The following is a 26270-nucleotide window of genomic DNA, read 5'->3' on the forward strand; positions in this document are numbered from 1 at the left end:
ACGCCCCCTGGGCGGCCGGGAGCCCTGACGTCGTGAACGGCGTCGGACACACCCTCGTACGCACCGCCCCGGTCGGCGAGCAGGACCGGTTGGTGATCGGCGGCGGGCAACCCGGCTCTGGACCCCGTCGTCAGGGAGCGGATCGTCTGTGCGGCCGGATGACGGGGTTACCTGAAGGATGCTCAAAGCTGCTTGATTGAAGACTACTTCGAGCAGCATTCTTCAAGTGATCTCCACGGGCCGCTATCTTGCCAGGCGCATGCCAAAGCGGTGTGTCCGTTGTCCGGACCGCACGAGGAGCTGCCCCATGAGACTCATCCGCATCCCCCGCCGCACCCGCACCCGCACAAGCACCCGCACCCGGCCGCACCCCCACGCCCGCACCCACAAGACGGCGACGCGGCAGCGCGCCTCCATGGCCGCGCTGCTCGCCGGCGCCCTCGCCGTGGCGGGCCTGGCCGCCGCCGGCCCGATGACCCCGCCGGCCGCTGCGGCCCCGGCCCCCGCCACGGCGGGCAACGCCACCGGCCTCACCCGGGCCGGGAACACCTTCACCGTCACCACGTCCGGCCGCGCGAAGGCCCGCGTGGTCGTCGCCCGCGCCGACATCTTCCGCCTCTGGATCTCGCCCGACGGCGCCTTCAGCGACGACCCGGCCGGCTCAGACCTCGCCCAGACCACCGATTTCGGCCCCGCCGACGCCGCTTTCACCGACGCGGGCACGTACTACCGGATCACCACCGGCGCCCTGAACATCCGCGTCAACAAGACGCCCCTGCAGTTCTCCGTCTACCGCGCCGACAACTCCACCCTCGTCTGGCAGGAGACCCAGCCCACCTCCTGGAGCGGCACCCAGACCACCCAGTACCTGGCCCGCGGCGCCGACGAGCAGTTCTACGGCACCGGCCTGCGCCTCGGCGAGTGGGCGCTGCGCGGCAAGACCGTCCCCGTGGCCGTCGACAACAAGTGGCGCGAGAACGACAACGCCAGCCCGGCCCCCTTCTACATGTCCACCAACGGCTACGGCGTCATGCGCAACACCTGGGCTCCCGGCTCGTACGGTTTCAACGCCCCCACCACCCTCACCCACGACGAGAAGCGGTTCGACGCCTGGTACTTCACCGGCGACTCGCTGAAATCCGTGCTCGATGCCTACACCGACGTGAGCGGCAAACCGTTCATGGCCCCGATGTGGGGCCTGGAACTCGGCAACGCCGACTGTTTCAACGCCTCCAACCCCGACTACCAGGGCGACCACAACCGCCTGCGCCACCAGACCACCCCCGACGTGGCCGGCTATGCGGCGGACGCCCGCGCCGCCGACATGCCCTCGGGCTGGTTCCTGCCCAACGACGGCTACGGCTGCGGCTACACCGCGCCGCTCAAGTCGACGGTGGACGCCCTCAAGGCCAAGGGCTTCCAGACCGGACTGTGGACCTCCACCGGTCTCGGCTCCATCGCCGACGAGGTCGGCACCGCCGGCACCCGAGGCGTGAAGACCGACGTGGCCTGGATCGGCGGCGGCTACAAGACCGCGTTCACCGGCGTGCAGCAGGCCGTCGACGGCATCGAGAAGGACTCCGACGCCCGCCGCTACGTGTGGACCGTCGACGGCTGGGCGGGCACCCAGCGCAACGCCGTCGTCTGGACCGGCGACACCAACGGCACCTGGGACGACATGCGCTGGCACGTCCCCGCCATCGCCGGCGCCGGCCTGTCCGCCCTCAACTACGCCTCCGGCGATGTCGACGGGATCTTCGGCGGCAGCCCCAAGACGTACACCCGCGACCTGCAGTGGAAGGCCTTCACCCCCGCCTTCATGACCATGTCGGGCTGGGGCGCGACGAACCCGTCCGCCGGCTACCAGGACAAGCAGCCGTGGCGCTTCACCGAGCCGTACCTCTCCATCAACCGCAAGTACCTCCAGCTCAAGATGCGGCTGATGCCGTACCTGTACACCATGAGCCGCACCGCGCACGAGAGCGGCGTGCCGAGCACCCGCGCGATGGTCCTGGAGTACCCGGACGACCCGGTGGCCCGCGGCAACCTCACCAGCGGCCAGTTCATGGCCGGAGACTCCTTCCTCGTCGCGCCGGTCGTCTCCGACACCTCCGTCCGCGACGGGATCTACCTGCCCGCCGGGACCTGGACGGACTACTGGACCGGGAAGACGTACGCGGGCCCGGGCTGGCTGAACAACTACCAGGCGCCGCTCGACACCCTGCCCCTCTTCGTCAAGGGCGGTGCGATCGTGCCGATGTGGCCGCAGATGAACCACACCGGTGAGAAGCCCGTCTCCACCCTCACCTACGACATCCACCCCCGCGGCAACTCCTCCTTCAGCCTCTACGAGGACGACGGGATCACCCGCGCCCACCAGTCCGGCGCGTACGCCCGCCAGCAGGTGGACGTCACGGCCCCGGCCGCCGGCGCCGGCACGGTCACCGTCTCCGTCGGCGCCCCCACCGGCAGCTACACGGGCAAACCGGCCGCCCGAGGCTACGAGTTCAGCCTCCACGTGGCCTCGGCGCCGGGCACGGTGACGGCGGACGGCGCCGCCCTGGCCCGCCAGACGTCCAAGGCCGCCTACGACGCGGCCGCCACCGGCTGGTTCTTCGACTCCGCCGACCGCGGCGGAATCCTGTGGGTCAAGTCCGGTTCGAAATCCGGTGCGTTCACGGTCACGGCCACCGGCACCTCCGTCCCGGCGGCCGACCCGATTCCGGTCACGTCCGCGCCCGTCCCGCAGTCGGCATGGACCCTGCTCTCCGCCGACAGCCAGGAGACCGCCGCCGAGAACGGCGCGGCGGCCAACGCCTTCGACGGCAAGGCGGAAACGATCTGGCACACCGCCTGGTCCTCGGGCACACCGGCGGCGCTGCCGCACGAGATCCGCATCGACCTCGGTGCCCGCTACGCGGTCGACGGCCTCGGCTACCTGCCCCGCCAGGACGGCGGCGTCAACGGCCGGATCGGCGGCTACGAGGTCTACGTCTCCGACAGCACCGCCGACTGGGGCTCCCCGGTGGCGACCGGAACCCTCGCCGACACCGCCGCCGCCAAGTCCGTGCCCCTGTCCCCGAAGACGGGCCGCTACCTCCGCCTCAGGGCCCTGACCGAAGCCGGCGGCCGCGGTCCCTGGACCAGCGCCGCCGAGATCGGCCTCACCGGGCGGGCCGCCCCGCTCCCGGCCGACGCCACCCTCGTCAGCGCGGCCTCCGCCCGCTGCGCGGACCTGCCGTACAGCGCCACGGCGCCGGGCACCAAGCCCGCCCTGTACACCTGCCACGGCGGCCCCAACCAACGCTGGACCCTCCAGGCCGACGGCCGGATCACCGGCCTGGGCGGGGTCTGCCTCGACGGTACGAGCGCCTCCCGGGTCACCGTCCAGACGTGCGGCGCAGCCGCCGGCCAGACCTGGCAGCCCGGGCCGGACGGCAGCCTCCGTACGCTCGGCCAATGCCTGGCCCCGGTCGGCGCCGGCACCGCGAACGGCACCGAACTCACCCGGGCCGCCTGCGACGGCAGCCCCGCCCAGCGCTGGACCTTCACGCCCTGATGTTCCTGATGCCCTGGCGCCGCCCGCGGCTCAGGGCGTACCGCCGAGCACGGCCTGGCAGTCCCGCCAGGCCGGCTCGCTCAGCAGCCCCCGCAGCCGGGTGAACACTGCGAGGAGGCCCGGCCCGTGGGCCGTACGGAACGCGGGGTCGATCCGGGCGAGGTCGAGCTCGTTCGCCGCGGACAGCTCGGCGAAATCCCGACGCGACCACCGGCCGGGGGAGTGGACCTGCCCGGTGAACCGGTCGCGGAACGCCGCGGGGACCGACTCGTCGGCGCCGAGCGTCGGCCAGGAGGCCGCCCGGTCGCAACTGGCGTAGAAATAGACGATCTCCTCGGCCTCGGCCCCGATCGCCGCCGCCAGATCGGCCCGCCGGCCGACCGGCAACAGGGCGGTGGCGAAGCCGTCCGTACCGTAGAAGGCGTGGCACAGGCCCGCGAGCCGGAGCGCCGGCCGGGCTCTCCACGCCCCGAGCTGCGCCTGAACGCGTTCCAGGTGTGCGAGCAGGGTGCCGCCCGGGTGGTCGAGGTGCGCGGCGCCGAGCTCTCGCAGCAGCGCGAGGGCACGCGCCTCGCGCACCTGGGTCTGCGTCGGTACGGGCACGGGCGTGGTCCTTCCGTCTTGGGTGGGTCGACACCCGTCCCTGCCTGCACCGGGGTCCGGACCGTGGCGCAGGCGGGGACGGGTTGCCGCCCTGGGGCCCCGCATTGATCTTGATCCACCCGTAAACCCAAGTCAATCCTCTGATTTCCTATCAAGATCCAAGCTGTAGCTTGGACCTCATGACTCTCGACGATCTCCGCGTCTTCGTGGCCGTCTGCCGGGCCGGCAGTCTCAGCGCCGTCGCCCGCGACCTCGGCTGTACCCAGTCGGCCGTCAGCCAGCACATCCGGCGCCTCGAAAAGCAGACCGGCACCGTCCTGCTGGAGCGGCACGCCCGGGGCGTCGTCCCCACCGCGGCCGGCCGCATCCTCCAGGCGGCCGCAGCCGACGGCATCGCCGGCCTCGACGGCGCCCTGCGCCGCCTGGACGACCTCGTCCGCGGGGACACCGGCTCGGTGCGCATCACCACGGGCGCGACGACCGTACGGCACTTCATGTCCGAGGCGGTCGTCGGCTTCCGGCGCCGCCACCCCCGGGTCAGCCTGGAGTTCCAGACCGAGAACTCCAGCCGCAGTTGCTTCGACGCACTCGCCGCCGACGACCTGGACCTCGCCTGGATCACCATCGGGCGGCCCGTGCGCGGCATCGAGCAGCGTCCGGTGATGGAGCTGCCCTGGGTGCTGGCAGTCTGCGCCGACGACCCCCTCGCCGCCCGGACCCGCATCGATCCGGAAGATCTGTCCGGCATCCGCCACATCCGGCTCCCGGAGAATTCCGCGTCCCGCGCCCATCTCGATGCCGCCTTCGCGGAATCCGGCATCCGGATACGGTCCGACACCAGTGTGGCCGACTGGGACACCGCCCTGCTGCTGGCCGAACTGGGGCTGGGCCACGCCGTCGTGCCCGCCCTGCCCGGCTGGCGGGTCCCCGGATCAGACGGCCCGCTGCGCCTCGTCCCGGTCCCGGCGCTGCCCCCGCTCGCGGTCGGCTGGGCCGTCCGCCGCTGGGAGGCCCTGGCCCCGCTGGCCCGGGTCTTCGCCGACGACGTCGCACGCAGCTGCACGGCGCGCGCCGCGCGGCAGCAGTGAGGCGGGCAGCAGCCCCAGGGCGGCCAGTGCCGCCAGCGCGAACAGAGCCGTCGGCGAGGCTCCCGCGCCCGCGGCGACGGCGATGCCGAGGGTCGGACCGACGTTCATCGCGGTCTGCTTGAGCCCGCCGACGACCCCGGCATAGCCGGGCGGGGCGTCCCCGACCACGGTGCCGGTGGCCGTCACCATGACGGCGGCGAACCCGGCGCCGAGCACCGCGAACGCCGCCATGACCCACGGGCCGGACCACGCACCCAGCCCGCCGACCCCGAGGACGACCAGGCCCGTACCGGTGAGCGCGGTCCGGCGCGGCCCGTACCGGCGCAGCGCCGCCCCGGCCAGCGGCGCTCCGGCGACCATGCATCCGGTCAGCGGCAGCACCAGCAGGCCGGTGGCGAGCGGATCGAGCCCCCGTACGTCCTGGAGCAGGAAGGTCACCGTGAACAGCGCCCCGAACATGCCGCCGGAGATGGCGAGCAGCAGCGCCATCGAGGCCGCGACCGGCCGGGACCGAGCCACGGCGGCCGGTACGAGGGGCTGCGCGGTGCGCCGCTCGTACCGTACGAGCGCCACCGCGAGGGCGGCGGCCCCGCCCAGCCCGAGCAGCGTCGGCGGCGCGGTCCAGCCGTGGGCGGGTACGCCGGCCAGCGCGTGCACGAGTACGGCGAGGCCCGCGGCCAGCAGGGCCGCGCCCGCCAGGGCGGGCCGCCCCGATCCGGTCCGGGGCGGCGCGGGCACCCGTACGGCGAGGGTGAGTGCGGCGATCGCGAGGGCGATCGGCACGTTCAGCACGAACACGGAACGCCAGCCCGCGTGCGCGACCAGCACGCCCCCGAGCAGCGGGCCGGCCGCGGCGGCCACCCCGATGGCACCGGTCCGGAAGGCGACCGGCCCGGAGAGCCGGTCGGGCGGGTACGCGAGCCGCAGCAGCGCGAGCGTCGCCGGTTGCAGCAGGGCCCCGAACACCCCCTGGGCGGCGCGCAGGGCGATGACCCAGCCGATCCCGGGCGCCAGCGCGATCCCGGCGGACGTCGCGGCGAAGCCGAGCACGCCGGTGAGGAGCAGCCGCGCGTGCCCGTACCGGTCGCCGAGGCGGCCGGCGATGACGAGGAACGCGGCCACGGCGAGGAGATAGGCGGTGCTGGTCCACTGGACCTGGGCCACGCCGGCCTCGAAGTCGTGGCTCAGGCTGGGCTGTGCCATGCCGAGGACGGTGCCGTCGAGGGCGACGAGCATCGCGCCGCCGACGCACGCGAGGAGTGCGATCCGCTGTCCGGGCAGGCTCACGGGCGGTCCGGCCCGAGGTGCGCGTCGAGGGCGGCGTCGACGAGCCGGCCGACATCCTCCCGGTCGGCGTCCGCCCGGCGGGCATCGCCGAGGACGAGGGGCAGGCTGCCCCAGGCCCACAGCTGGGCCACGCCGTGCAGATTGGCCCACAGCGCGGCGGCGGTGACCTCGGGGTCCCCGGAGGCACGGCAGCGGGAGACGAGCCCGACGAGCAGGTGGAACAGGGGGAGGGTGGACTCGCGGAGTTTCGGCGGCTGTTGCCCGGTGTCCTCCTGCCCCTCGCTGTCGAGCAGGTCGTGGCGGAACATCAGCTCGAACATCCCGCGGTGCTCCAGCGCGTAGCCGACGTACGCGCATCCCAGTGCCCGCACCTGCTCGCGCGGCGAGGCCGCGTGTGCCGTGGCGGCCGCGAACCGGCCGCCGAGGTCGGCGAATCCGCGCCGTGCGATGGCCGAGAGCAGGGAGTGGTGCGTGGGGAAGTGGCGCCGGGGGGCACCGTGCGACACCCCGGCCCGGCGGGCGATCTCGCGCAGGCCGAGGGAGGCGGTTCCCTCGGTCAGCACGAGGTCGACGCCGACGTCGATCAGCCGTTCCCGGAGCGGGCTCTCCTGGCTCTCCTGGTCCATGGGCCATGTCTACCAGTGGTTCGTAGACACTGTCTACTCGCGTTGGCGGTGCGGTTCACGCAACGGCGTCCACGGTGCTCGTGTGCTGGATCGCGCGCACCAGTCCGGCAACGAGGTTCGCCCGCTCGGCCATGGCCTCGATGACGATGTACTCGTGGTCGGCGTGGGCGCCGCCCCCGACTGCTCCCAGGCCGTCCAATGTGGGCACGCCCAGCGCGGCCGTGAAGTTGCCGTCGCTTCCACCGCCGACCGACCGGCCTTCGAGGCCGGGGAGCAGCCGCTGTGCGATGGCGAAGAGACCGGCCGACGCCGATTCGGGCATCGGGGGCCGGCCGACGGACCCGTGGACCGAGATCTTCGCCCCTTCGAGATGCGGAGCGAGCGCGGCGAACGCGGATTCGATGCGCTCTTTCTCACCGGCCGCCTCGACGCGGACGTCGACGACGACGGTCGCCTCCGCGGGTACGACGTTGTCGAGGGTTCCCGCGGATGCGACGGTCGGGGTGACCGTCGTGCCGATGCCGGGCCGGCCGAGCGCCGCGATGTCCAGGACCTGGTGTGATGCCTCGATCAGCGCGTTGATCCCGGCTTCGGGTTCGAGGCCGGCGTGCGAGGCCCGGCCCGCGACGGAGACCTGGAACGTGCCGCAGCCCTTCCGGCCGGTCTTCAGGGCTCCGCCGTCGGCGGCGCCTTCGAACACCAGGACGGCGCCGCAGGCAAGGGCGCGTTCCTCGATGAGGGCCCGGGAGGAGTGGGAACCGACCTCCTCGTCGGCGGTCACCAGGATCTCGACGCCTGACAGGTCGTCGAGCGCCGCCAGGCCGTGTACGGCCTGCACCAGACCGCCGAGCATGTCGAAGACCCCGGGGCCGGTCGCATGCCCGCCTTCGACCGCGAACGGACGGCGTTCGAGGGTGCCGAGCGGGAACACCGTGTCGTGGTGACCGAGGATCAGCACCTTGGGATCACCGCCGGCCGACCAGTGGACGTGCGGCCCGGCCGCGCTCTCGACGAGGACGGCCTGCCCGCCGAGGCGGCTCTCGATCACGGCGGCGACCGTCTTGGCCGATGCGCTCAAGGCGTCGAGATCGCGCGATGGAGACTCGATTTCGACGAGTGTCCTGAGGTCCTCGATCATCGCGTCGATAGTCACATCGACGGTCTTGCGCATCGTCATGGCGCAAGCGTAGCGGCCACGCCGCGGCGGAAGGCGCGGCCCCGACGGCGGGCTCCGCCCGGGCGTGGCGGCGGCTGCGGCCGGTCCGGGCGCACTGGGATCCCGGGGAAATCCGGTGGCCGGGACGAAAGAGCCGCCGGAGGGGATGATGGTGTGGAGGAGGTGTACGGGCCATGGCGGAGCATGACGGCGGTCCGACGGCGGGGAAGCTGGAGGAAGGCAAGCTGCTCAAGGAGCTGGAGGCCATCCACCGGACCCGCCACGAGACCCTGCTGTACGGGTCGGACGAGGCGCTGGTCACCCACACCCAGCGGATGAACGAGCTGGAGCACGAGTACGTACGCCGGCACCCGCAGCGCGCCCAGACGGCGGGGCGGACCCGGTCGGGTGCGCGCGCCCGGACTGGCGAGAGCTGAGGGGCGCAGGGCGTTACTTCTCGGCGTGCTCGCCCAGGTAGAACAGCAGCCAGATGAACCCGGCGAACACGTGCGTCCCGAAGATGTAGAAGAACGCGCGCAGGGCGACACCCTTCCCCTTCCACTCCTCGTGCTTCGCCTCCGCGGAGGCGCGGTGTTCGGTCTGGTCGGCCACGGCGGATCTCCGTTCGGGGGCGGGCGGCGGGTGGAGGAACAGCGTACGCGGGTCCCGGAACGCCGATGGCCACGGCCTCATCCGGTCCTCCCCTGCCTCGTTCGAGACGTATGTGTTCCGGTTGAGGCGGGGGAAGCTCAGGCGATACCAGGGGGGCGCGGCGATCATGCCGTCACCGCCCGCTCGGCGTCGGCGCGACCGCCCGCGTCAGCGCCTCGGCGGTGACGCGGGCGCCGGGCCCAGCGTGGTGGTGCCCGGCGCCGCGCGGTGGCCCAGGCCCGTGCGGTACGCGTCCAGCGCGGCCTCGATCCGGCCCGTGCGCCGCAGCAGGTCGCCCAGCAGTCGGCACAGATCCGCAAGATCTCCGCTGGCCCCGCTGCGCTCCAGCAGGGTCAGCGCCTGGACGTAGTGCTCCTCGGCGGACTCGGTCTCCCCGCGCTCCTCGGCCATGAGGCCGAGGAGCCGGTGCGCTCCGCCCGCATGCACGGCGCCGTGGCTGTCGCCCAGCTCCAGCAGTCCGGACAGCAGCTCGGCGGCCTCCTCGCAGCGCCCGAGCCGGCGCAGCACATCGGCGAGCTCCACCTCGACCTGCGCCGTGTACAGGGCGGCCCGCCGTGCGGCGAGGATGTCCCGGGCGGTGCGCAACTCGGCCTCCGCCGCGACGAGATCACCGTTCTGCGCCTGTACGTAGCCGCGCATCCAGTGGCAGTGCGCCAGATCGGTCCGCAGCCGCAGCTGCCGGTAGATCGCCTGCGCCTTGGCGAGCGAGGCGTCGGCGTCGGCCGGCCGCCCCGCGGTGAGGAAGGTGCGCGCGACCTGTCGGTGCATCCCCGCCACCAGCGCCGGATCGGCCACCTGCGGAGCCAGGGCCAGGGCCAGTTCGGCGGCGTGCGCGGCGCGGGCGTGGGCGCCCATGTCGATGTACGGGCCGATCACGGCGGCGTAGAGCAGCACCAGCGCCTCGGGGTCGGCCAGCCCGCTCGCGCCCAGCTCGTCGATGGTGGATTCCAGCAGGTAGCAGGCATAGCGGAGCTCCCCGGCCAGCAGATGCGCGACGGCCCGGCCGCGGATCGGGCGGGCGCGGCGGGGGAGCGGCTCGTCGGCCAGCAGCCGCTCGGCCGCCTCGAAGTGGTCGATGGCGTCCGGCAGTTCCCCCGATTCCAGGGCGCAGTCACCGAGGCCGAGCAGCGCCTCGGCCCGCTCCGCGTCGAGGCCGAGCCGTTCCGCGTCCGCCAGCAGCTGCCGGTAGCGGACGGCGGCCTCGGAGGCGGCGCCGTCGGCCAGCGTCTGCTGGGCGTCGGTGAGGGCCAGCCGGAGCTCGGTGGCCAGGTGGGCCGGGCGCCCGGTGGCCAGCTCCTCGTACGAGGTGCCGAGCCGCTCCGCCAGGAAGCGCAGCGCCGTCTCCGAGGGCCGGACCTTGCCGGACTCCAGGGTCGAGATGTATGCGGAGGTGTACGAGGGTTCCGCCAACGCCCTTTGGGTGAGCCCGCGTTCGGCGCGCATGCGCTGAACCCTGCGTCCGATCTCGGCCGGTTCGTCCATCAAGTCCCCCAGGTTGCTCCAACTCCCCATGGTGCAGGGGCGGCAGGCCATTGCGCACGTCCCGTGCGCGCCCTAATTTAAGCATCCGGTTCAGCGCACTTAACCGCGTGCTTAACATCCGCCTTCCGTCTTCCGCCCGGCACCCTCCGCCCAGCCTGCCGGCTTCCTTTCCCCGGGGAGAACTCCATGGACGCGTCCCTCCGCTTAACGCTGCGCGCAGCCTTCGCCGCGGCCTGTACGACGGCACTGCTGCTGGCCGGTGGCCCCGGCGGCACGGCGGCTGCGGCACCGCCTCCGATACCGGTGAAGACCGGGACCGAAGTGGAGATACCCGGGCCGCAGGACGGCACGGCCGCCGGATCCGGCCACACCCGCGTCCCTGCCGCCGGACGGGCGAGGAAGGCCCCGCAACTGTCCGAAGCCGAGCGGGCCGCCGACGGCGAGGTCGCCGAGATGGTCGACAACGGACCGACCGCCGACCGTCTCGACATCGTCGTCGTCGGCGACGGCTACACCGCCGCCGAGCAGGACCGGTTCCACGCCGACGCCCGGGCCAAATGGGCCGAGATCACCGCCGTCGAGCCGTACTCCACGTACCGGAACCTCTTCAACGTATGGACGGTCGACGCCGTCTCCCACGACTCCGGAGTCTCCGGCGACCCCACGCCGGCCACCGTCCGCGACACCGCCCTCGGCTCGTACTTCTGGTGCGAGGACATCGAACGGCTGCTCTGCATCGACCAGCCGAAGGTGGACGCGTACGTGGCGAAGGCGCCGGCGGCCGACCTGGTCCTGGTCCTCGCCAACAGCGCCAAGTACGGCGGGGCCGGATACAACGAGCCCAGCCCCACCCTCGGCTACGAGGGGATATCGACCGCCTCCGCGGGCAACGCGAAGTCCGGCCAGGTCGCCATCCACGAGACCGGCCACTCCCTGGGCAAGCTCGCCGACGAGTACTTCTACCCCGGCACCCCCGGATACGAGAAGTACGAAGGCCCCGAGCCCGCCGAATCCAACACCTCCACACTGCCCGCCGACCGGATGGCCGCCGAGCAGGCCAAGTGGTACCGCTGGCTCGGCGAGCAGTCCCCCGACGGCGGCACGGTCGGCGCGTACGAGGGCGGCGGCTACTATGTCACCGGCCTGTACCGGCCCACCGACGGCTCGATCATGCGCGTGCTCGGCAAACCCTTCAACCTGCCCGGCACCGAGGCGATGATCGCCGGCTTCTACCAGCACGCGAAGCCCGCCGCCGCGCTCGCCCCGACCGGCCGCACCCTGCGGCTGCGCCACACCGCGAAGGTCTCCGTACCCCGGCTGGCCGGTGCGGACGGCCGCCAGATCGACGTCCGCTGGTACCTGGACGGCCGGGAACTGAAGCGGTTCGCGGGCCGGACCGAGGTCGCGGTGTCCGAGCTGTGGCTGTTCGACCTGCGCACGCACAAGCTGTCGGTCACGGCCGAGGACCGCACGCCCTCGGTCCGCGCCCCGAAGCTCGCCCGCAGCCTGAAGTCCACGGCCGACTGGAGCGTCCGCCTCTAGAGCGCCCATCGAGTCGTGGTCAATGGGCCCGCATCGTCGGCGGCATCAACAAACAGCGGGCGGCACTCCCGGTCGGCGACGAGGTGGACTCTGCCGGTCCGCCCGCCCCTCGGACGTCCGGGCAGGGCGGCTTTCGACCGCAGTTTGTGCCGACGCCGGATACGTCGTCGCCCCGACTGCTGCCGCAGCCGCCCCCCCCGGCGGCTCAGGCGCCGGCCGCGTACGTCCAGAACTCGCGCATCAGGGCGGGCGGGGTCGGGCTGGTCAGCTCCAGCTGGGTGAGCAGGATCGAGACGGCGCCGGTGGCCGGGGTGATGTGGGCCGCGGTTCCGGTGCCGCCGATCCAGCCGTACCGCCCCGGCACGTTCCAGGGGTCGCGGGACGTGACGTCCACCGAGCCGCCGAACCCCCAGCCCTGGCCCTCCAGGAACAGGCCGGCGCCCGACCGCTGGGCCGGGGTCAGCCAGTCGGTGGTCATCCGCCGCACCGAGTCCGCCGACAGGAGCCTGCCCCGGTCCCCGTCCAGTGCCCCTTCGGCGAGCATCATCCGGCCGAAGGCGTACCAGTCGTCGGCGGTCGAGACCAGGCCGCCGGCGCCGGAGGGGAAGGCGGGGAGGCTGCTCCACTGCCCGTGGGGGGCATCGACCTCTTCGGGGCCGCCTTCACCCGCGCGGTAGCAGCTCGTGAACCGGCCCAGGTCGGAGGCCGGGACCTCGAACCCCGTGTCCGGCATGCCGAGCGGTTCGAAGATCCGCTCGGCCAGGAACTCGGGCAGGGACTGCCCGGAGACCCGGGCGATCAGTACTCCCAGGATGTCGGAGCAGGTGTTGTACAGCCAGGCCTCGCCCGGCTGGTAGAGCAGCGGAATCCGCGACAGCGTCGTCATCCACGCGTCCGGCGCCGCGACCCGCTGCGGCTGCGGCGGCCCCTGCTTCAGTTCGCTGAACAGCAGGCCGACCGCCGGCAGCGAGAAGTCGGACGGGAACCCGTACCCGGCGCGGAAGGTGAGCAGGTCGGACACGGTGATCGGGCGGGCGGCGGGCACCACGTCGTCGACCGGACTCGTCGGCGTACGGACCACGACCGGCGAGGCCAGCTCGGGGAGCCACGGTGCGACCGGATCCGTCAGGGCGAACCGGCCCTCCTCGACGAGCATCATGACCGCCGCGGCCGTGACGGGTTTGGTGAGCGAGGCGATACGGAAGATCGAGTCCCGGACCATCGGAGCGGTGCCCTCGACGTCGGCCGAGCCGACGGCCTCGACCTCCACCCGGTCGCCGCGGGCCACCAGGCCCACCGCGCCGGGCAGTGATCCGCTGCTCACGTGCGGTTCCAGGATGTCGCGCAGGCTGGTCATCACTTCACCTCTCCCGATGTACCGGCCGGCCGGCCCGGCCACTCGGAAACCAAGACTCCCGCAGCGGCGCGGATTCACCGGCCGGACGCGCGGCGCGCGTCCGGACAGGTCACCACCAGTAGGCGGGGTACCCCGGGGCCTTGTGCCGGACGCGCGAGGCGGCTCGAAGCAGGGTGATCAACCGCCGCCTCGGCCTGGCGCCCGTTCCGGTACGGCCGACGCAGACCGGCCACGACTCGATCCGCAGGTGTGCGAGGGCGGTCTCGGGGGAGGGATGCGCATACGGGAAGGACGACCATGACGAAGTACTCCGAGGACGCGGACGCACCGGCGGAGCACGGCCCGGTGGCCGAGCCCGTCCCCGCCTCCACCGCCGTGGAGGGCGGCGAACCGGCCTGTCTGCTCCACCTGGTCTGCCCGGACTGCGGACGGCTCGCCACCGCACGGGACGCCCGGTCCTGCGCACGCTGCGGCAGCCCGCTGCCGGACGCCGGCCCCTGACGGCCCCCGCGGCGCCGACGGCCCGGCGGTCGTGCCGGATATCCGCTGGCCCGGGCGCGGGTGGCGACCCTAGGGTTCCGCCCATGACGATCATGACCTCCCATGCCGTGGACCGATCCGTGTCCCTCACCGCACAGGCACTGCGGGGGGTGGCACACCTCGACTGGTTTGCCCCCGCCGCCGGGCTGGAGTGGAGCTGTTACGACACCGCCGTCCACATCGCGGGCGATTTCACCGCGTACGCCGCCCAGCTCACCGGGCGCGCGACCGGCGGCTGGGTCCCGTTCGAGATCAGCGCGGACCCCGGCACCACCCCTGACGGCGTGATCGAGATCATCGAGGCCACCGGAGGCCTGCTGTCCGCCGTCGTGGCCGCCGCCCGCCCGGGGGACCGGGCCTGGCACCCGTACGGCACGGCGGGCGCGGACGGCTTCGCGGCGATGGGCGTCGTCGAGACCCTGCTGCACACCCACGACATCCTGAACGGCCTGGGCGTCCACGACTGGGAGCCCGACCCGGCCCTCTGCGAGCAGGTCCTCGACCGGCTCTTCCCGCAGGCACCGCGCGGTACCGCCGCCGCCTGGCCGACCCTCCTGTGGGTGACCGGCCGGGCCGGACTCCCGGACCTGCCCCGCCGGCCGGTCTGGCGCTGGTACGCCGACCCCGTCGCGGCGGGCCGCGTCGTCCTCTGCGAGATCTCCCCGCAGGTCGCCGCCGATCTCCACGCGGGCGGCACCGGCGGATTCGCCTGGGCCGGGGACGGCCCCGGCGAGGGCACCCGGGCCGCCTCCGGGATGGTGGCCAAGGCCAGGGAGGCGGGCACGCACCGCCCGGGATGGGGCGCGTACGCCATCGTCCGCACGGACGACCGGCGCGCGATCGGCGGTATCGGTTTCCACGGCGCCCCCGACGCCGACGGGAACGCGGAGATCGGCTACGACCTTGTACCGTCGGCCCGCGGCAACGGCTACGCCACCGACGCGCTGAACGGCCTGGCTGCCTGGGCCTTCGGGCAGCCCGGCCTGACCACGCTGCACGCCTCGGTCGATGCGGACAACGCCCCCTCGCACGGCGTGGTCGGACGGGTGGGCTTCGAGCGGACCGGCTCCACCGAGAACGGGGGCGTCCGCTACGTCCTGCGGGCCCCCCGGGGCTGACCGCGCCCGGGAGGCCGTGACCGACGGGGGAGCGGGCAGGTGGCCGCAGTCGGTGACCCAATTGTGGGAGGAGACGCGGTCGTTCCACTCCCACGGGATGCTGCCGGCCGAGCCGTTGTGGAACGTCACCGGCCTGCGGCATCCCGCCCCGCCGGCCGTCCGTGCGGGCCACACCGACATCGTCGGCCCGGTGGTGTTCAGCCCCGGCGGACGGACCCTTGCCGGCGCGGGCCGGAGGCGCAACGGCGGCCGGAGCGTCCGTAGCCCCGGCGGACGCCGGGGCGATAGCCTCGGGACGGACGCCCGACACCGGCTCGGAAGGCAGGTCCCGATGGCGAGTTCCGTGAATCCGGTGGACCCTTCGCGTTCTCCGGCGCACTCCGGATCCCCCCGCTCGCAGATCCCCGTGATCGACCTAGGGCCGTGGCGGTCCGGCGGACCGGGGGCGCGTGAGCGCATCGCCGCCCGCGTCGACGAGGCCCTCCAGGCCGCCGGGTTCCTGCTGATCACCGGGCACGGGGTGGACCCGGAACTGCCCGCGCGGATCCGGGAGGCGGCCAAGGAGTTCTTCCGGCTGCCGGTGAAGGCGAAGGAGCCGTACGCCGTCGCGGTCGGCGGCCGAGGCTGGCTCGGCCCGGGTGCCGAAGCCAACAGCTACGCGGAGGGGGCGGCCTCGCCGCCCGACCTCAAGGAGTCCTGGTCCTTCGCGGCGGACGAGCCCACGGGCAACCCGTCCGTGGACGCCGAGTGGTTCCGCCCCAACGTCTGGCCGGCCGAGGTGCCCGCGCTCCGGCCGCTGGTCGTCGAGTACCTCGCCCGGATGCGGGCCCTGTCCGACGAACTGCTGGAGCTCCTCGCCACCGCACTCGGCCTCGCCACGGACCTCTTCACCCGCCACACCGGGCACCCCACCTGGGGGTTCAACCTCAACTGGTACCCGGGCACCGACGTGCTCGGCGAACCCCTGCCCGGCCAGTTCCGCATCGGGGCGCACACGGACTTCGGGACGGTCACGGTCCTCGACCGCCAGCCGGGTTCGGGCGGGCTCCAGATCCACACCGACGCCGACGGCTGGCAGGACGCCCCGTACGACCCGGCCGCGCTCACCGTGAACATCGGCGACCTGATGGCCCGCTGGACGGGGGACCGCTGGCGCGCGGGCCGCCACCGGGTGCTGCCGCCGCCCGCGGACGCACCGGCCGAAGAGCTCGTCTCGCTGGTCTACTTCTACGAATGCGACCCGCACACCCGGGTGGAGTCGCTGCCGGCGCCCATCGGCCGGGTGGTGCACGACCCCGTGGACTCCCACACGTACCTGCGGGCGAAGCTGGACTCGATCGGCGTGTCCTGAGGCCGGTGCCGGGCCGGCCCGCAGGACGCGACGCGGCACGGCCCGGCACGGCGTGGCACGGCTCCACACCTCCGGAGGAGGGGAAGGCGCCGTCTCCCTCCGGAGGGGGAACCGGCACCCTCCCCCCGGGGGAGGCCCCGTTCCTCCTGCGAGGTGATGATCGGACAGCGGCATCCGGATAGGTTCGATCCCATGAACCGACGCCGAACTGCCGCTTCCCTCGCCTTATTCGCACTCCTCCTGCCGCTGCCGCTCGCCGCCGCGGGCACGGCCGCGGCCGCCACGCCGACGGCCGCCTCCACCGCCTCGGACACCCGCGCGGTGCTGCCGGAACTCCCGCGGCCCACCGGTAAGTTCGCGGTCGGTCAGCAGACCCTGCACCTGGTCGACCGCAGCCGGACCGACCCCTGGGCCGGGTCCGGGCCGCGCGAGCTGATGGTCACCATGCGCTACCCGGCCCAGCGCGGTACCGGCGGTCCGGTCCGCCCCTGGCTCACGCCCGAGGAGGCCCGGCTGCTGCTGGCCGACCGGAAGCTGGACAAGGCCGTCGCGGTCGAGAGCCTGGTCGGGGCCAAGGCCTACGCCCGGTCCGACGCCCGCCCCGTGGCCGGCCGGTACCCGCTGATCGTCCTGTCTCCCGGATTCACCGTCCCGCGCGCCACCCTCACCTCCCTCGCCGAGGAGCTCGCCTCCCGCGGCTATGTGGTGGCTGCCGTGGACCACGCGTACGAGACCTCCGGGACGGCCTTCCCCGGCGGGCGCGTCCTGACCTGCCTGGCCTGCGAGAAGGCCAACAGCGAGGCGGGCCGCAAGCAGGTCGCCGACAACCGCGCCCGTGACGTGTCCTTCCTGCTGGACCGGATCACCGGCCGCCACCCGGCCTGGCATAACTCCGGCCTCATCGACCAGAGCCGGATCGCCATGGCCGGGCACTCCATCGGCGGCTCCGCCGCGGTCGCCGCCATGGCCACCGACCCGCGGATCCGTGCCGGGATCGACATGGACGGAGGGCTGTTCTCGCCGGTGCCCGCGTCCGGTCTCGGCGGCCGGCCGTTCATGCTGCTCGGCGCCAAGGACTCCCTCCCCGGTGGCACCGGGACCGGAGAGGACAGCTGGGACTCCAACTGGAAGCGGCTCGACGGCTGGAAGCGCTGGATCACGGTCGACGGCTCGAACCACTTCACCTTCACCGACTGGCCCACCATGAGCGACCAGCTGGGACTGCCCCCGCTGTCGCCGCTGCCCGGTGCCCGTTCGCTCGACCTGACCCGGCGCTACGTCGGCGCCTTCTTCGACCAGCACCTGAAGGGCAAGCCGCAGCCGCTGCTCGACGGCCCGGACCCCGACGCGCCGGAGGTCCGCTTCCACACCCCGTGAACCTCGGCACGGGGGCGGGGAGGGTACGGCGGGCCACCCGATTACCGCTGGTCGGCGGTGTTCGGCAGGATGGGGGCATGACCGAGATCCGCACCCCCCGACTCCTCCTCCGCCGCTGGACCGACGACGACCTCGTCCCCCTGTCGGAGATCAACGCCGACCCGGAGGTGATGCGCTGGATCGGCGACGGCTCCACCCTCGATCCGGAGCAGACCGCCGAGGACATCGAGCGCTGGGAGGAGGAGTGGGACGAGGAGGGCTTCGGCCTCTTCGCCGTCGAGCTGCTGGCGTCGGGCGAGCTGATCGGGGTGGTCGGGCTGACCGTGGCCCGGTCCCCGCAGGAGGTGCGGGACTTCGTGGCGATCAGCTGGCGGCTCGGCCGGCAGTACTGGGGCCAGGGCTACGCCTCCGAGGCCGCGCAGGCCACCTTGGAGTTCGCCCTCCAGGACCGCGGCCTCGACCGGGTGATCGCGGTGAACCGGGCGGGCCACGAGGAGTCCGAGAACGTGATCCGCAAGCTCGGCATGGTGCACGACCTCGACACGACGGACCCGGAGCACGACCACCTGCTCCAGGTGCACAGCATCGACCTGACGGAATACGAGGGCTGACCCCGGATGCCGCCGGCTCCGTCCGCAGGCCCCGGACTCCTGCCGGGGGCCCGGGTCAGCGGCGGCGGAACCAGCGGCGCCGCGGGTCCTCCGGCGGGCCGAACGGCGGGAAGGCCTTGAAACGGTCCTCCAGCACCACCGTCGGGACGATCCGCCGCAGCGCGCCGCGGACCAGCGTCAGCGGGTGGTCGGGGAACTCTGCGTCCCACTCCTCCAGGTCGGCGACGTGGTACGGCAGTCCGCCCTGGACGTCCGGCCCGTACGGATGCGGGCGGAAGTAGTTCTCGTGGCCCACGCGGGCGCCGACCACGGCCTCCCGCATCCCGGTCGTGCCCCGCTCGCCCGCCTGGACCTTGACCACCGTGCTGCAGGTCGCCTTCGGCACGGTCCACGAGCCGAGGAACACCAGCCCGTGCTGGGTTTCCGGCCGCCGGACCTTGATGAGCTGCCGGACGGCCGGGACGGAGTCCACCTCGCCCGGCACGGCCTCGATCAGACCTGCGCCCGCCCGGGCGACGGACCGGGCGAGGTCGTGCCGGAGCCGGTCGGTGTCGTGCAGCGGCGCCGGCAGGTCCGGGACCAGGGGGAAGAAGTGGACCGAGAGGACGATTCCCTGCTCGTCCGTCCAGACCCCCTGTTCGCGCTCGGTGAAGCCGGTGAGGTCCATGCCGGTGATCGGCGTCGGTGTGGATATCGGTGTCATGGCGACCATGATGCCGATCACCGCGGGCCGAACGGCGGGCAGGCCCCGGCGGTCAGCCGGGAGCGGTTCGCGGGGCCTCGGCGGCGTGGCCCGAGCGGATCGCGGCGAGCGTGGCGGCATGGACGGCGGCCGCATCGCCGCGGTCCGGGACCGGGCTCCCCGTCAGCGTGTACCACTCCTCCGCGTCCGTGTACTGGATCTCGATCCGGACCAGGCCGCCCGCCACCGCCGTCGTCCGCAGGGTCAGAGGGCCCGTGATGACACCGACTTCGTCGGTCATCGCCCCGCCGGGCCCGGCGGTGACCCGGTCCTGCCACTGCTGCTGCCGTCCCGTCATGCCGCGCAGGTGTCCAGCATCGTCGAGAGCATCTTCTTCTCCGGTTCGGTCACGGTCAGGCCGTAGGCGGATTTCACGGTGGTCCAGGCCCGCCCGTACTGGCACCAGCTGGACTTGTCCGGCGGCTGCCACAGGTCGGGGCTCTGGTCGCCCTTCGACCGGTTCGCGGCCGCGGTCACCGACAGCAGCTGAGGATGGGTCAGGTCGTTGGCGAAGGCCTTGCGCTGCGCGGCGTCCCAGCCGGCCGCACCCGAGCGCCAGCCCTCGGCGAGCGGCACGATGTGGTCGATGTCCATCTTCGACGCGTCGGTCACCACCGTCCCGTCGTACAGGCTCCTCCAGGTGCCGGAGACCGCCTTGCACTCGGAGTCCTGGACCACGTCCTTGCCGTCGCGCTTGAGGACGACCTCGCGGGTGTCGCACTTGTTGCCCTGCTCGGCCCAGTGCGTGAACTTGGCCCGGCTGTAGCCGGCCATGGTGCCGGGCGGCGCGACCTTCAGCGCGGCCAGCCGGGTGCGGGCCGTACCGGCGTCGGCCATGCCGGGCAGCACGTCCCCGGCGGCGGGTTTGCCGTCCGTGCCACCCGGAACGGAGGGCGATGTTCCGGCCGGCGCCGGCGGCGCCGGCGGCTTGGCGTCCTTGCCCGTCGTGCCGGTGCCCGAGCACCCGGCCACGGCCAGCAGCGCCGATGCGGCCAGGGCCGCACCGCGCACACGTATCTGACGTCCCATGAACCCACCCCGAGCCGGCTCCGCACACTGTCCGGGGAAGACTACCCAGAACCGGACATTCAACCGACCGCGCACGCGCCGGCGCCGAGGAGGGGCCCCTCGCGGGGCGTTGTCAGTGGCTCTCGCTAGTCTCCCGGCATACCGCAGCTCAGGGGGTCTGTTCCCCCTGGTCGACGCTGCGCGCATCCGGATCGGGCAGGCGGAGGGGCACGTACTGATGGCATGGCTGGCGGCGGGCGAGGGGTACGAGATCGCCCTGGTGGAAGGGAAGGTGGCGGCGCGGTCCGCCACCGGCCGTACGGCGGGACGGCAGTTGAAGTCGCTGCCCAAGGCCCTGCGCGACCATCCCGAGGTGGACCGGCTGCGCCGGCTCGCCGAGTGGCTCGACCGGCACGAAGCCGCCTGCACGGCCCAGGTGGACACCTGGATGGTGTCCTCGCTGCCCGTGCCGACCGCGCTGCTCGCCCGGGTCTGGCCGGACGAGGCCTGGCAGAGCGCGCTGCGCGACATGGCCGTCGTCGGCGACGACCCGGACGAGGTGGGCTTCCTGCGCGACGCCACCGCGTCCGGTGAGCTGAAGGTGGTCAACCTGGACGGCGAGACGGTACGGCTCTCCCCGCGCACGGTGACGCTGCCGCACCCGGTGCTGCTGCCCGACCTGGACGACGTACGGGACTTCGCGGCCGAACTCGGCATCGTCCAGCGCGTCGAACAGATCCACCGGCCGACCTGGGAGAAGCCCGAGGAGCCAGCGGCAACCGCCACCGAGGTACGGGACTACGCGGGCGGGGTCTTCCCGAACCGGTTCGCCCTGGCGGCCCGGGCGACGAGCCTCGGTTACCGGGTCTCCGGCGGCTACGCGACCTGCAAGGTGCGCGACACCGGGCGGGGTACGGAGGCGGCGGTCTGGATCGGCGAGCCGTACTACGACGACGAGACGACCACCGGCGCCCTGAGCTGGCACGACGAGAACGGCCGGGCGGTGCGTCTGACGGAGGTCGGACCGGTCGCCTGGTCCGAGGGAATGCGAATGGCCGCGGCGCTGTACGCCGGGCGCAAGATCGAAGAGGGCGGGGACGCACGATGAGCACCACCACGACAGTCGACACGGCGAGCGGCACGGCGGCAGCGGGCACCGCGCCGGCCGGCACGACGGCCCCCGCGGTCGCGAACGAGGCCGAACTGCTCCTCAAGGCCGGTGCCGTGCTGCCCCGCGGCACCGAGGGCGCAGGCCCTTCGGCCGTCGACCTGACCGCACGCACCTACCGCCACCCCGCCCTCGCCGACGACCGCGTCGTCGTCCGGCTGGCCGCGGCCGAACTGGGTCCGGCCGAGGACCTGGCCGCCGGCTTCCTGGGACTCGTACTCGACGAGGGCGAGCCGCCCGTGGTCGGCCTCGGCCAGCGCCAGGCCCTCGGCTTCCCCGAATGGGTCCTCGTGCACCACCCGCAGGACGGACACCACGCCCTCGCCGTCGTCCCCGAACTCGACCGGGTCGCCCGCCAGGCCAAGACCAAGCCCAAGGCCGCCCTCGACGCCTGCCACGAACTGGCCGGCCGGCTCGCCGCCGCCGTCCCCCACTTCCTGCCCGTCTTCTACGAGCAGGCCGCCCGCATCTTCCTCGCCGTCGAGAACACCACCTACGCCGCCCAGCTCTTCGGCCGCGCCCGGACCAGCGAGGCCCAGCACGGCCTCGCCGTCGACGAGGACCGCCTCGATGCCGTCTTCCTCGAATTCGCCCTGGCCGGCGCCCTCCCGGTGAAGGTGCTCACCGGATACGCCAAGGAACTGTCCGCCCGCGTCAGCCCCGCCGAGGCCCACGAGCGCTTCCGCCGCCTGTGCGTACGCCGCACCGCGGGCGGGCTGCCGCCCTCCGCGCAGGCCGCGACCGAGCTGCGCCGCCTCGCCAAGGCCGCCGGTCTGACCGGCACCGAGGCCGAGCAGGAGTACCTCGCCGAGCTGCTCCCGCTGCCCGCCACCCTGCGCGCCGCGTTCGGCTGGTGGAAGGCGCACCGCACGGCCCTGGTCGCGCTGGCCCGCCGGGTGCCCGCCGTACGCGGCACCCTGCTCGGGCTGATGCCGCCCGGCGGCGGCGACGGCGAACTCTCCGAGCTCTGGCTGGGCCTCCTGGAGGAGTCCGGCGCCACCGCCGGGCTGGTCTCCGGCGAACTGCCCGCCGAGCAGCGCTGCGCCGACGGCGCCGCCGGCTGGCTGGAACGCTTCCACGCCGCCCGGCACACCGGCTGGGGCGCGCGCCCCACGCTGCCCGCCCTGCTCGACCTCGTCACCCGCGCGGCCGGCCGGCTGCGTACCGAACTCGCGCAGCCCGGCCGCGAAGCAGGCCTGAACGTGGGCGTCCAGGACGCCGACCTGCTGGACCTGCTGCTCTCCCTCGACGTGCCGGTCACCGACCCCGAGCCCGATCCGGCCTCCCGCCGGCGCGGCGACCAGCTGAACCTCGCCGGCTGGGCAGGCTCCGACGAGCGGCGGGACCTGCTCGCCATCGCCGCCGACCAGCGGTTCCGGCCCGCCTTCCGGCGGGCCGCGTACGGCCTCGGCGGCGACGGCTCCTCGGTCGACGTCGTGCGCCTGCTCGCCGCCTCGCCCGGCGGCCGCCCGATGCTCACCGAGTGGATGCACGATGTGGCCGGCGCCTCCACCGCCGCAGGCCTGCCCGGCCTGCCCGACGCCATCCGCCGGCTCACCTGGCTGCCCGCCGAGGCACTCGAACTCGCCCGCGAGGAGGTGTCCGCCGCGGCCGCCGCCGACCTCGGCGAGACCCTCGCCCGTACCCTGCGCGCCGGCCTCTTCGAGGAACTCGCCTGGCCCGCCTGGGAGACCGCGGTCGCCGAGCTGACGCCGGGCCGGGGCGGGCAGGGGCTGACCGTCGTCGAGGCCTGGCCCCATCTGATCGTCGCCAACTCCACCCAGGTCCGCGTCATCGACGCCGAATCCACCGTGCTCACCCACGACCTGCGGGCGCCGAGCGGCAACTCGCACCGGTACGGATTCCACTACGTCGACGGCGAACTGCTCGTCTTCTGGTCCTCCCACTGGGGCGGCGGAGGCGTCGAGGGCTACTGGCACACCGCGCCCGGCAGCGTGTTCACCCTGGACTTCGAGGGCAACCACTGGAACCTGCGCTCCGACGAGATCAGCCTGCCCCTGCCGGGCGGGGGCCGCGCCACCGGCGGCGGCGTCCTGCACGCGGGAGACACCAGGCTGCCGGGCGAGCGGCGCCTGCTGTCCGACGGGACCTCGTACTGGGTGTGGCAGCGCCGCGACCAGGAGAACGACGGCGGCTGGCGCGAGTACGACCCCGTCAGTGGAGCCCTCGGCCGCCGCTCGCAGCCCGGCTTCCTCGCCGACGCGCTGCGCGCGCACCCCGGCGACAACACCGTGGCCGCCCAGTCCTGCTGGCTGCGGCCCGCGCCCGCCGTCGAGGACTCGGTGCTCGGCGCACCCGTGGACGGCCTGCTCGGCTGGCGTGCCGTACGCGTCCCCGGCCAGGGCTGGCAGGCCTCCGACACCGCCGGCCGCGCCGTCGTCGTGCCCGAGGGCACCGAGATGCCCGTCGCGGCGCTCACCTTCCCCGGCGACGAACGGCCCCGCGCGCTGACGCACCGCTGGCGCGAGCTCAGCATCAACGACCCCGACGGCGTCGTCACCGCCCAGTCGCGCAGCGACCACCGCACCGCCGCCTTCGCCACCGGCAGCGTCGAACTCCCGCCGCTTCCCTTCTGGTACGCGCTGCGCCCGCGCGACACCGAGGGCTCGGCCGCCCTGCGCGCGGCCGACCGCGTGACGATCGGCGCACTGCTCAAGGCGGCCGCCGCGGCCGAGACGGCCACCGAACTGCCCGACCTGGTACGGGCGGCACTGCCCCGGGTCACCTCCCCGCAGTTGATCGGCGGCATCGTCGAGGTGCTGCGCTTCGCCCTCACCCAGCAGCAGGCGCTCGACGGGGTCGCCGCGCGGCTGGACCCCGACACGGGCGCGGCGGCCGACCGGCAGCCAGAAGGCCCCACCGACGAACTGATCGCCGACGCACTGCACGGGCTCATCGGCGCCGGGTACTACCGTTGGGGCACCCAGACCGACGCCGTCCACTGCTACCTGGGGGCACTGGCCCGGGCGGCGGCGGACCCGGACGCCGCCGAGGTCCCCGGCCGGCTCCACTTCGACCTGCCCGCACTGCCGTACTCCGCCCTCCCGTTCACACCGCTGCTGGACCAGCCCGCGGCCGTCGCGTACCGGGCCGTCGCCGTCGGGACGACCGAGGAGCAGCGGGCCGCCCTGTGCACCGTGCTCGGCCGGGTGGACGCGCTCGGCCTGGCCTCGGCCGAGGGCTCCGCCGACCGCTGGCGCCGGGTCCTGGTCCACCTCGACCAGCGCCATCTGCGCACCCCCGACGGCAACGAGCGGAACACCTCGCACCGCAGCCTGCTCCCGCTCGGCGGCGGAGCCGTCCTCGGCCTCACCGAGCACTGCGCATCCGTTTCCGACGGACACGAGTTCGGAGCGCTGCTGTACGACCCCACCGGCCGTTTCGCCGTGCCTGGGCCCTACACCGTGCGCGGCGACGCCCCGCTCGGCGACCGGGAGCGCGGCCCCGGCTGGCTGGCGGCCTTCCTGACCGAGGCCGCCGAGCGCGGCCCGGCGCCGTTCTTCCCCGAAGCCGCCGACGAGTTCGCCCGCCTCACCGGCGTGTCCGGCACCCAGGCACGGCTGCTGCTGGCCGGGCTGCCGAACATCGACAGCTACGAGCACCACTTCCTGCCGGCCGACCTGCGCACCGCCCTGGGCGTCAAGGCCGCCGACGCGAAGCACGCCCGGACCGAGCTCAGGGCCCTCGACGGCGAGGTGCGGCGCGCGGTCGTCGCCGCGCTGCTGCCCGCCGACCCGGCACGGCTGTGGACCGAGGGCCCGGACGTGGCCGCCGCCGCGCAGGAGTGGAACCGTCGCGTGGGCCCCCGTACGCCCGTGCCCGAATGGCTGCTCGCCGAGGCCACCCGCGCCGTGCGGAGCACCTGGACCATGCACCGGGCCCTGCCCGCGATCCTCCAGGCCGACGCGTCCCGGCCGCTCGGCGTCGACGTCGCCTGGGAGGTCAAGGGCGACCACGTCGAACCCGGCGAACCGGCCACCGAGCCCTTCACGACGGCCGTCCTGACCGGCGCGCTCGCCCTGACGGCCTGGATGGCCCACCGGCTGCCCGCCGGGGACCCCCTGCGCTCCGCCCTGCCGCCCGCGCTCACGGCCGTACGGCAGCGGCTCGCGGCGCCCGGGCTGCTGCTCGAAATCGGGTACTACACCAGCCTCCCCGACTTCCGGAAGGCGGCGGGCACTCCGACCGAGACGGGCGAGGGCTACGAGCGGTACGGCGCGGTGGTCATGGCCACGCACGACGACCGGCCCAAGCCGGCGCTGCGCCCGGCCCTGCTCGACTCCACCGGCTCCGACCCGTACCTGCCGGCGCTGCGCGGCGACGACCAGCAGCCGTCCCAGGCGGAGACTGCGCTGCGGGCCGCCCACGACCCGCGCTTCGCCGCGCTGCTCGCCGACCCGGGCGCCCCGGCGGCCGGCGACGTCGACAAGGACGGCACGTGGTGGCCGCAGGACCCGGGCCGCTCGGTACCCGAGCTGGTGGCGGAGGTCTCCGAGGTGCACGGCCTGGGCGCGGACGCGGCCGCCGTGTACCTGACGCTGCTCGCCATGCCCGACCCCACCGACCGCAACGTGGCGCGCTGGACGGGCTGGAAGCCGGCCCGGCTGAAGGCCGCCCGCACCGAGCTGGCCGCCACCGAGCTGGTGGTGACAGCATCCCGGACCCGGGCCGGACGCTCGCTGTTCCTGCCCGGCGGCTGGTCCGAGATGTCCTCGCCGGTGCTGCCGGTGGAGCTGTGGAAGCTCCCGATGTACGGGCTGGCCCCCGGCGGGCGGCCGGTTCTGGGGGTGCTGGTGCCGGACGAGCCGGCCGCGGACCTCTACCGGCGGGCCTGGCAGCGGGTCCGTGAGGGCGACGTACCGCGCTTCGAGGCATTGAAGGTCAAGCGCACCCGCCCGCGCCGTCGTTGACCCCCGGGCCGGCCCCGGCGCGGCGCACCCGTTCACGGGCGCGCCGCGCCGC

The 26270-nt window shown here is 74.0% G+C and carries 20 protein-coding genes and 1 pseudogene; 11 read left to right on the plus strand and 10 right to left on the minus strand.

The features are described 5' to 3' along the window. Positions 1-307: 307 nt before the first annotated feature. Positions 308-3559 carry a TIM-barrel domain-containing protein gene (locus ABTY04_RS12890; protein ID WP_352213394.1) on the plus strand — a complete coding sequence of 1084 codons (3252 nt, stop codon included), beginning with the start codon at positions 308-310 and terminating at the stop codon, positions 3557-3559. 30 nt (positions 3560-3589) lie between these two features. Here ABTY04_RS12890 and ABTY04_RS12895 read toward each other — a convergent pair whose 3' ends face one another. Beyond that, complete coding sequence (locus tag ABTY04_RS12895) at positions 3590-4162, minus strand: DUF6817 domain-containing protein (protein ID WP_352213395.1); 573 nt, start codon at positions 4160-4162, stop codon at positions 3590-3592. Between the two features lie 179 nt (positions 4163-4341). Between ABTY04_RS12895 and ABTY04_RS12900 the strand changes: the two genes are divergently transcribed. After that, positions 4342-5250 carry a LysR family transcriptional regulator gene (locus tag ABTY04_RS12900; RefSeq protein WP_352213396.1) on the plus strand — a complete coding sequence of 303 codons (909 nt, stop codon included), beginning with the start codon at positions 4342-4344 and terminating at the stop codon, positions 5248-5250. Here ABTY04_RS12900 and ABTY04_RS12905 read toward each other — a convergent pair. From ABTY04_RS12905 to ABTY04_RS12915, 3 genes and pseudogenes are all read right to left on the minus strand, one after another. Beyond that, positions 5233-6486, minus strand: a pseudogene (locus ABTY04_RS12905) (MFS transporter); the annotation flags it as partial. The gene ABTY04_RS12900 and the pseudogene ABTY04_RS12905 overlap by 18 nt on opposite strands. 47 nt (positions 6487-6533) lie before the next feature. Further along, positions 6534-7163: a TetR/AcrR family transcriptional regulator gene (locus ABTY04_RS12910; RefSeq protein ID WP_352213397.1), complete on the minus strand. Its 630-nt coding sequence runs from the start codon at positions 7161-7163 to the stop codon at positions 6534-6536. 55 nt (positions 7164-7218) lie between these two features. After that, the gene (locus ABTY04_RS12915) at positions 7219-8340 is read right to left on the minus strand and encodes a M20 family metallopeptidase (RefSeq protein ID WP_352213398.1); all 1122 of its coding nucleotides are present in this window, start codon (positions 8338-8340) and stop codon (positions 7219-7221) included. A gap of 173 nt (positions 8341-8513) precedes the next feature. Here ABTY04_RS12915 and ABTY04_RS12920 point away from each other — a divergent pair, with 173 nt between their 5' ends. After that, positions 8514-8756: a DUF6158 family protein gene (locus ABTY04_RS12920; protein WP_352213399.1), complete on the plus strand. Its 243-nt coding sequence runs from the start codon at positions 8514-8516 to the stop codon at positions 8754-8756. A 13-nt stretch (positions 8757-8769) separates the two neighbouring features. Here the strand turns inward: ABTY04_RS12920 and ABTY04_RS12925 are convergent, their stop codons facing one another. Together ABTY04_RS12925 and ABTY04_RS12930 are read right to left on the minus strand one after the other, a co-directional pair. After that, entirely contained in the window at positions 8770-8931 is a 162-nt protein-coding gene (locus ABTY04_RS12925) for a DUF6126 family protein (RefSeq protein ID WP_352213400.1), read from the minus strand. Positions 8932-9138: 207 nt separating this feature from the next. Further along, a complete protein-coding gene (locus ABTY04_RS12930) occupies positions 9139-10473 on the minus strand; it encodes a helix-turn-helix domain-containing protein (RefSeq protein ID WP_352213427.1) in 1335 nt (444 codons plus the stop codon). Between the two features lie 186 nt (positions 10474-10659). Here ABTY04_RS12930 and ABTY04_RS12935 point away from each other — a divergent pair, with 186 nt between their 5' ends. Beyond that, a complete protein-coding gene (locus tag ABTY04_RS12935; RefSeq protein WP_352213401.1) occupies positions 10660-12015 on the plus strand; it encodes a M64 family metallopeptidase in 1356 nt (451 codons plus the stop codon). A gap of 205 nt (positions 12016-12220) precedes the next feature. Here ABTY04_RS12935 and ABTY04_RS12940 read toward each other — a convergent pair whose 3' ends face one another. Continuing rightward, a complete protein-coding gene (locus ABTY04_RS12940; RefSeq protein WP_352213402.1) occupies positions 12221-13372 on the minus strand; it encodes a serine hydrolase domain-containing protein in 1152 nt (383 codons plus the stop codon). A gap of 297 nt (positions 13373-13669) precedes the next feature. On the opposite strand from ABTY04_RS12940, the gene ABTY04_RS12945 reads away from it, so the two are divergent. From ABTY04_RS12945 to ABTY04_RS12965, 5 genes are all read left to right on the plus strand, one after another. Further along, positions 13670-13873 (plus strand): hypothetical protein, encoded by a 204-nt coding sequence (locus tag ABTY04_RS12945; protein ID WP_352213403.1) that lies wholly within the window; start codon positions 13670-13672, stop codon positions 13871-13873. Between the two features lie 83 nt (positions 13874-13956). Continuing rightward, complete coding sequence (locus ABTY04_RS12950) at positions 13957-15030, plus strand: GNAT family N-acetyltransferase (protein ID WP_352213404.1); 1074 nt, start codon at positions 13957-13959, stop codon at positions 15028-15030. Between the two features lie 331 nt (positions 15031-15361). Next, positions 15362-16381 (plus strand): isopenicillin N synthase family dioxygenase, encoded by a 1020-nt coding sequence (locus ABTY04_RS12955; protein ID WP_352213428.1) that lies wholly within the window; start codon positions 15362-15364, stop codon positions 16379-16381. A gap of 192 nt (positions 16382-16573) precedes the next feature. Then, positions 16574-17758 (plus strand): alpha/beta hydrolase family protein, encoded by a 1185-nt coding sequence (locus tag ABTY04_RS12960; RefSeq protein WP_352213405.1) that lies wholly within the window; start codon positions 16574-16576, stop codon positions 17756-17758. Between the two features lie 77 nt (positions 17759-17835). Further along, positions 17836-18369: a GNAT family N-acetyltransferase gene (locus tag ABTY04_RS12965; RefSeq protein ID WP_352213406.1), complete on the plus strand. Its 534-nt coding sequence runs from the start codon at positions 17836-17838 to the stop codon at positions 18367-18369. Between the two features lie 55 nt (positions 18370-18424). Here ABTY04_RS12965 and ABTY04_RS12970 read toward each other — a convergent pair whose 3' ends face one another. From ABTY04_RS12970 to ABTY04_RS12980, 3 genes are read right to left on the minus strand one after another with little or no spacing between them, the layout of a single operon-like run. Then, entirely contained in the window at positions 18425-19072 is a 648-nt protein-coding gene (locus tag ABTY04_RS12970) for a hypothetical protein (RefSeq protein WP_352213407.1), read from the minus strand. Positions 19073-19124: 52 nt separating this feature from the next. Continuing rightward, on the minus strand, positions 19125-19409 hold the full coding sequence (locus ABTY04_RS12975; RefSeq protein ID WP_352213408.1) for a hypothetical protein: 285 nt from the start codon (positions 19407-19409) through the stop codon (positions 19125-19127). After that, complete coding sequence (locus tag ABTY04_RS12980) at positions 19406-20140, minus strand: HNH endonuclease family protein (RefSeq protein WP_352213409.1); 735 nt, start codon at positions 20138-20140, stop codon at positions 19406-19408. The genes ABTY04_RS12975 and ABTY04_RS12980 overlap by 4 nt, the downstream gene beginning before the upstream one ends. Positions 20141-20357: 217 nt before the next feature. Between ABTY04_RS12980 and ABTY04_RS12985 the strand changes: the two genes are divergently transcribed. Both ABTY04_RS12985 and ABTY04_RS12990 read left to right on the plus strand, forming a co-directional pair. Next, on the plus strand, positions 20358-21227 hold the full coding sequence (locus tag ABTY04_RS12985; protein WP_352213410.1) for a DUF4132 domain-containing protein: 870 nt from the start codon (positions 20358-20360) through the stop codon (positions 21225-21227). After that, the gene (locus ABTY04_RS12990; RefSeq protein WP_352213411.1) at positions 21224-26218 is read left to right on the plus strand and encodes a DNA-binding protein; all 4995 of its coding nucleotides are present in this window, start codon (positions 21224-21226) and stop codon (positions 26216-26218) included. The genes ABTY04_RS12985 and ABTY04_RS12990 overlap by 4 nt, the downstream gene beginning before the upstream one ends. The last annotated feature ends 52 nt before the right edge of the window (positions 26219-26270 follow it).

Source organism: Streptomyces sp. NPDC097981, assembly GCF_040302565.1.
Classification (GTDB): domain Bacteria; phylum Actinomycetota; class Actinomycetes; order Streptomycetales; family Streptomycetaceae; genus Streptomyces.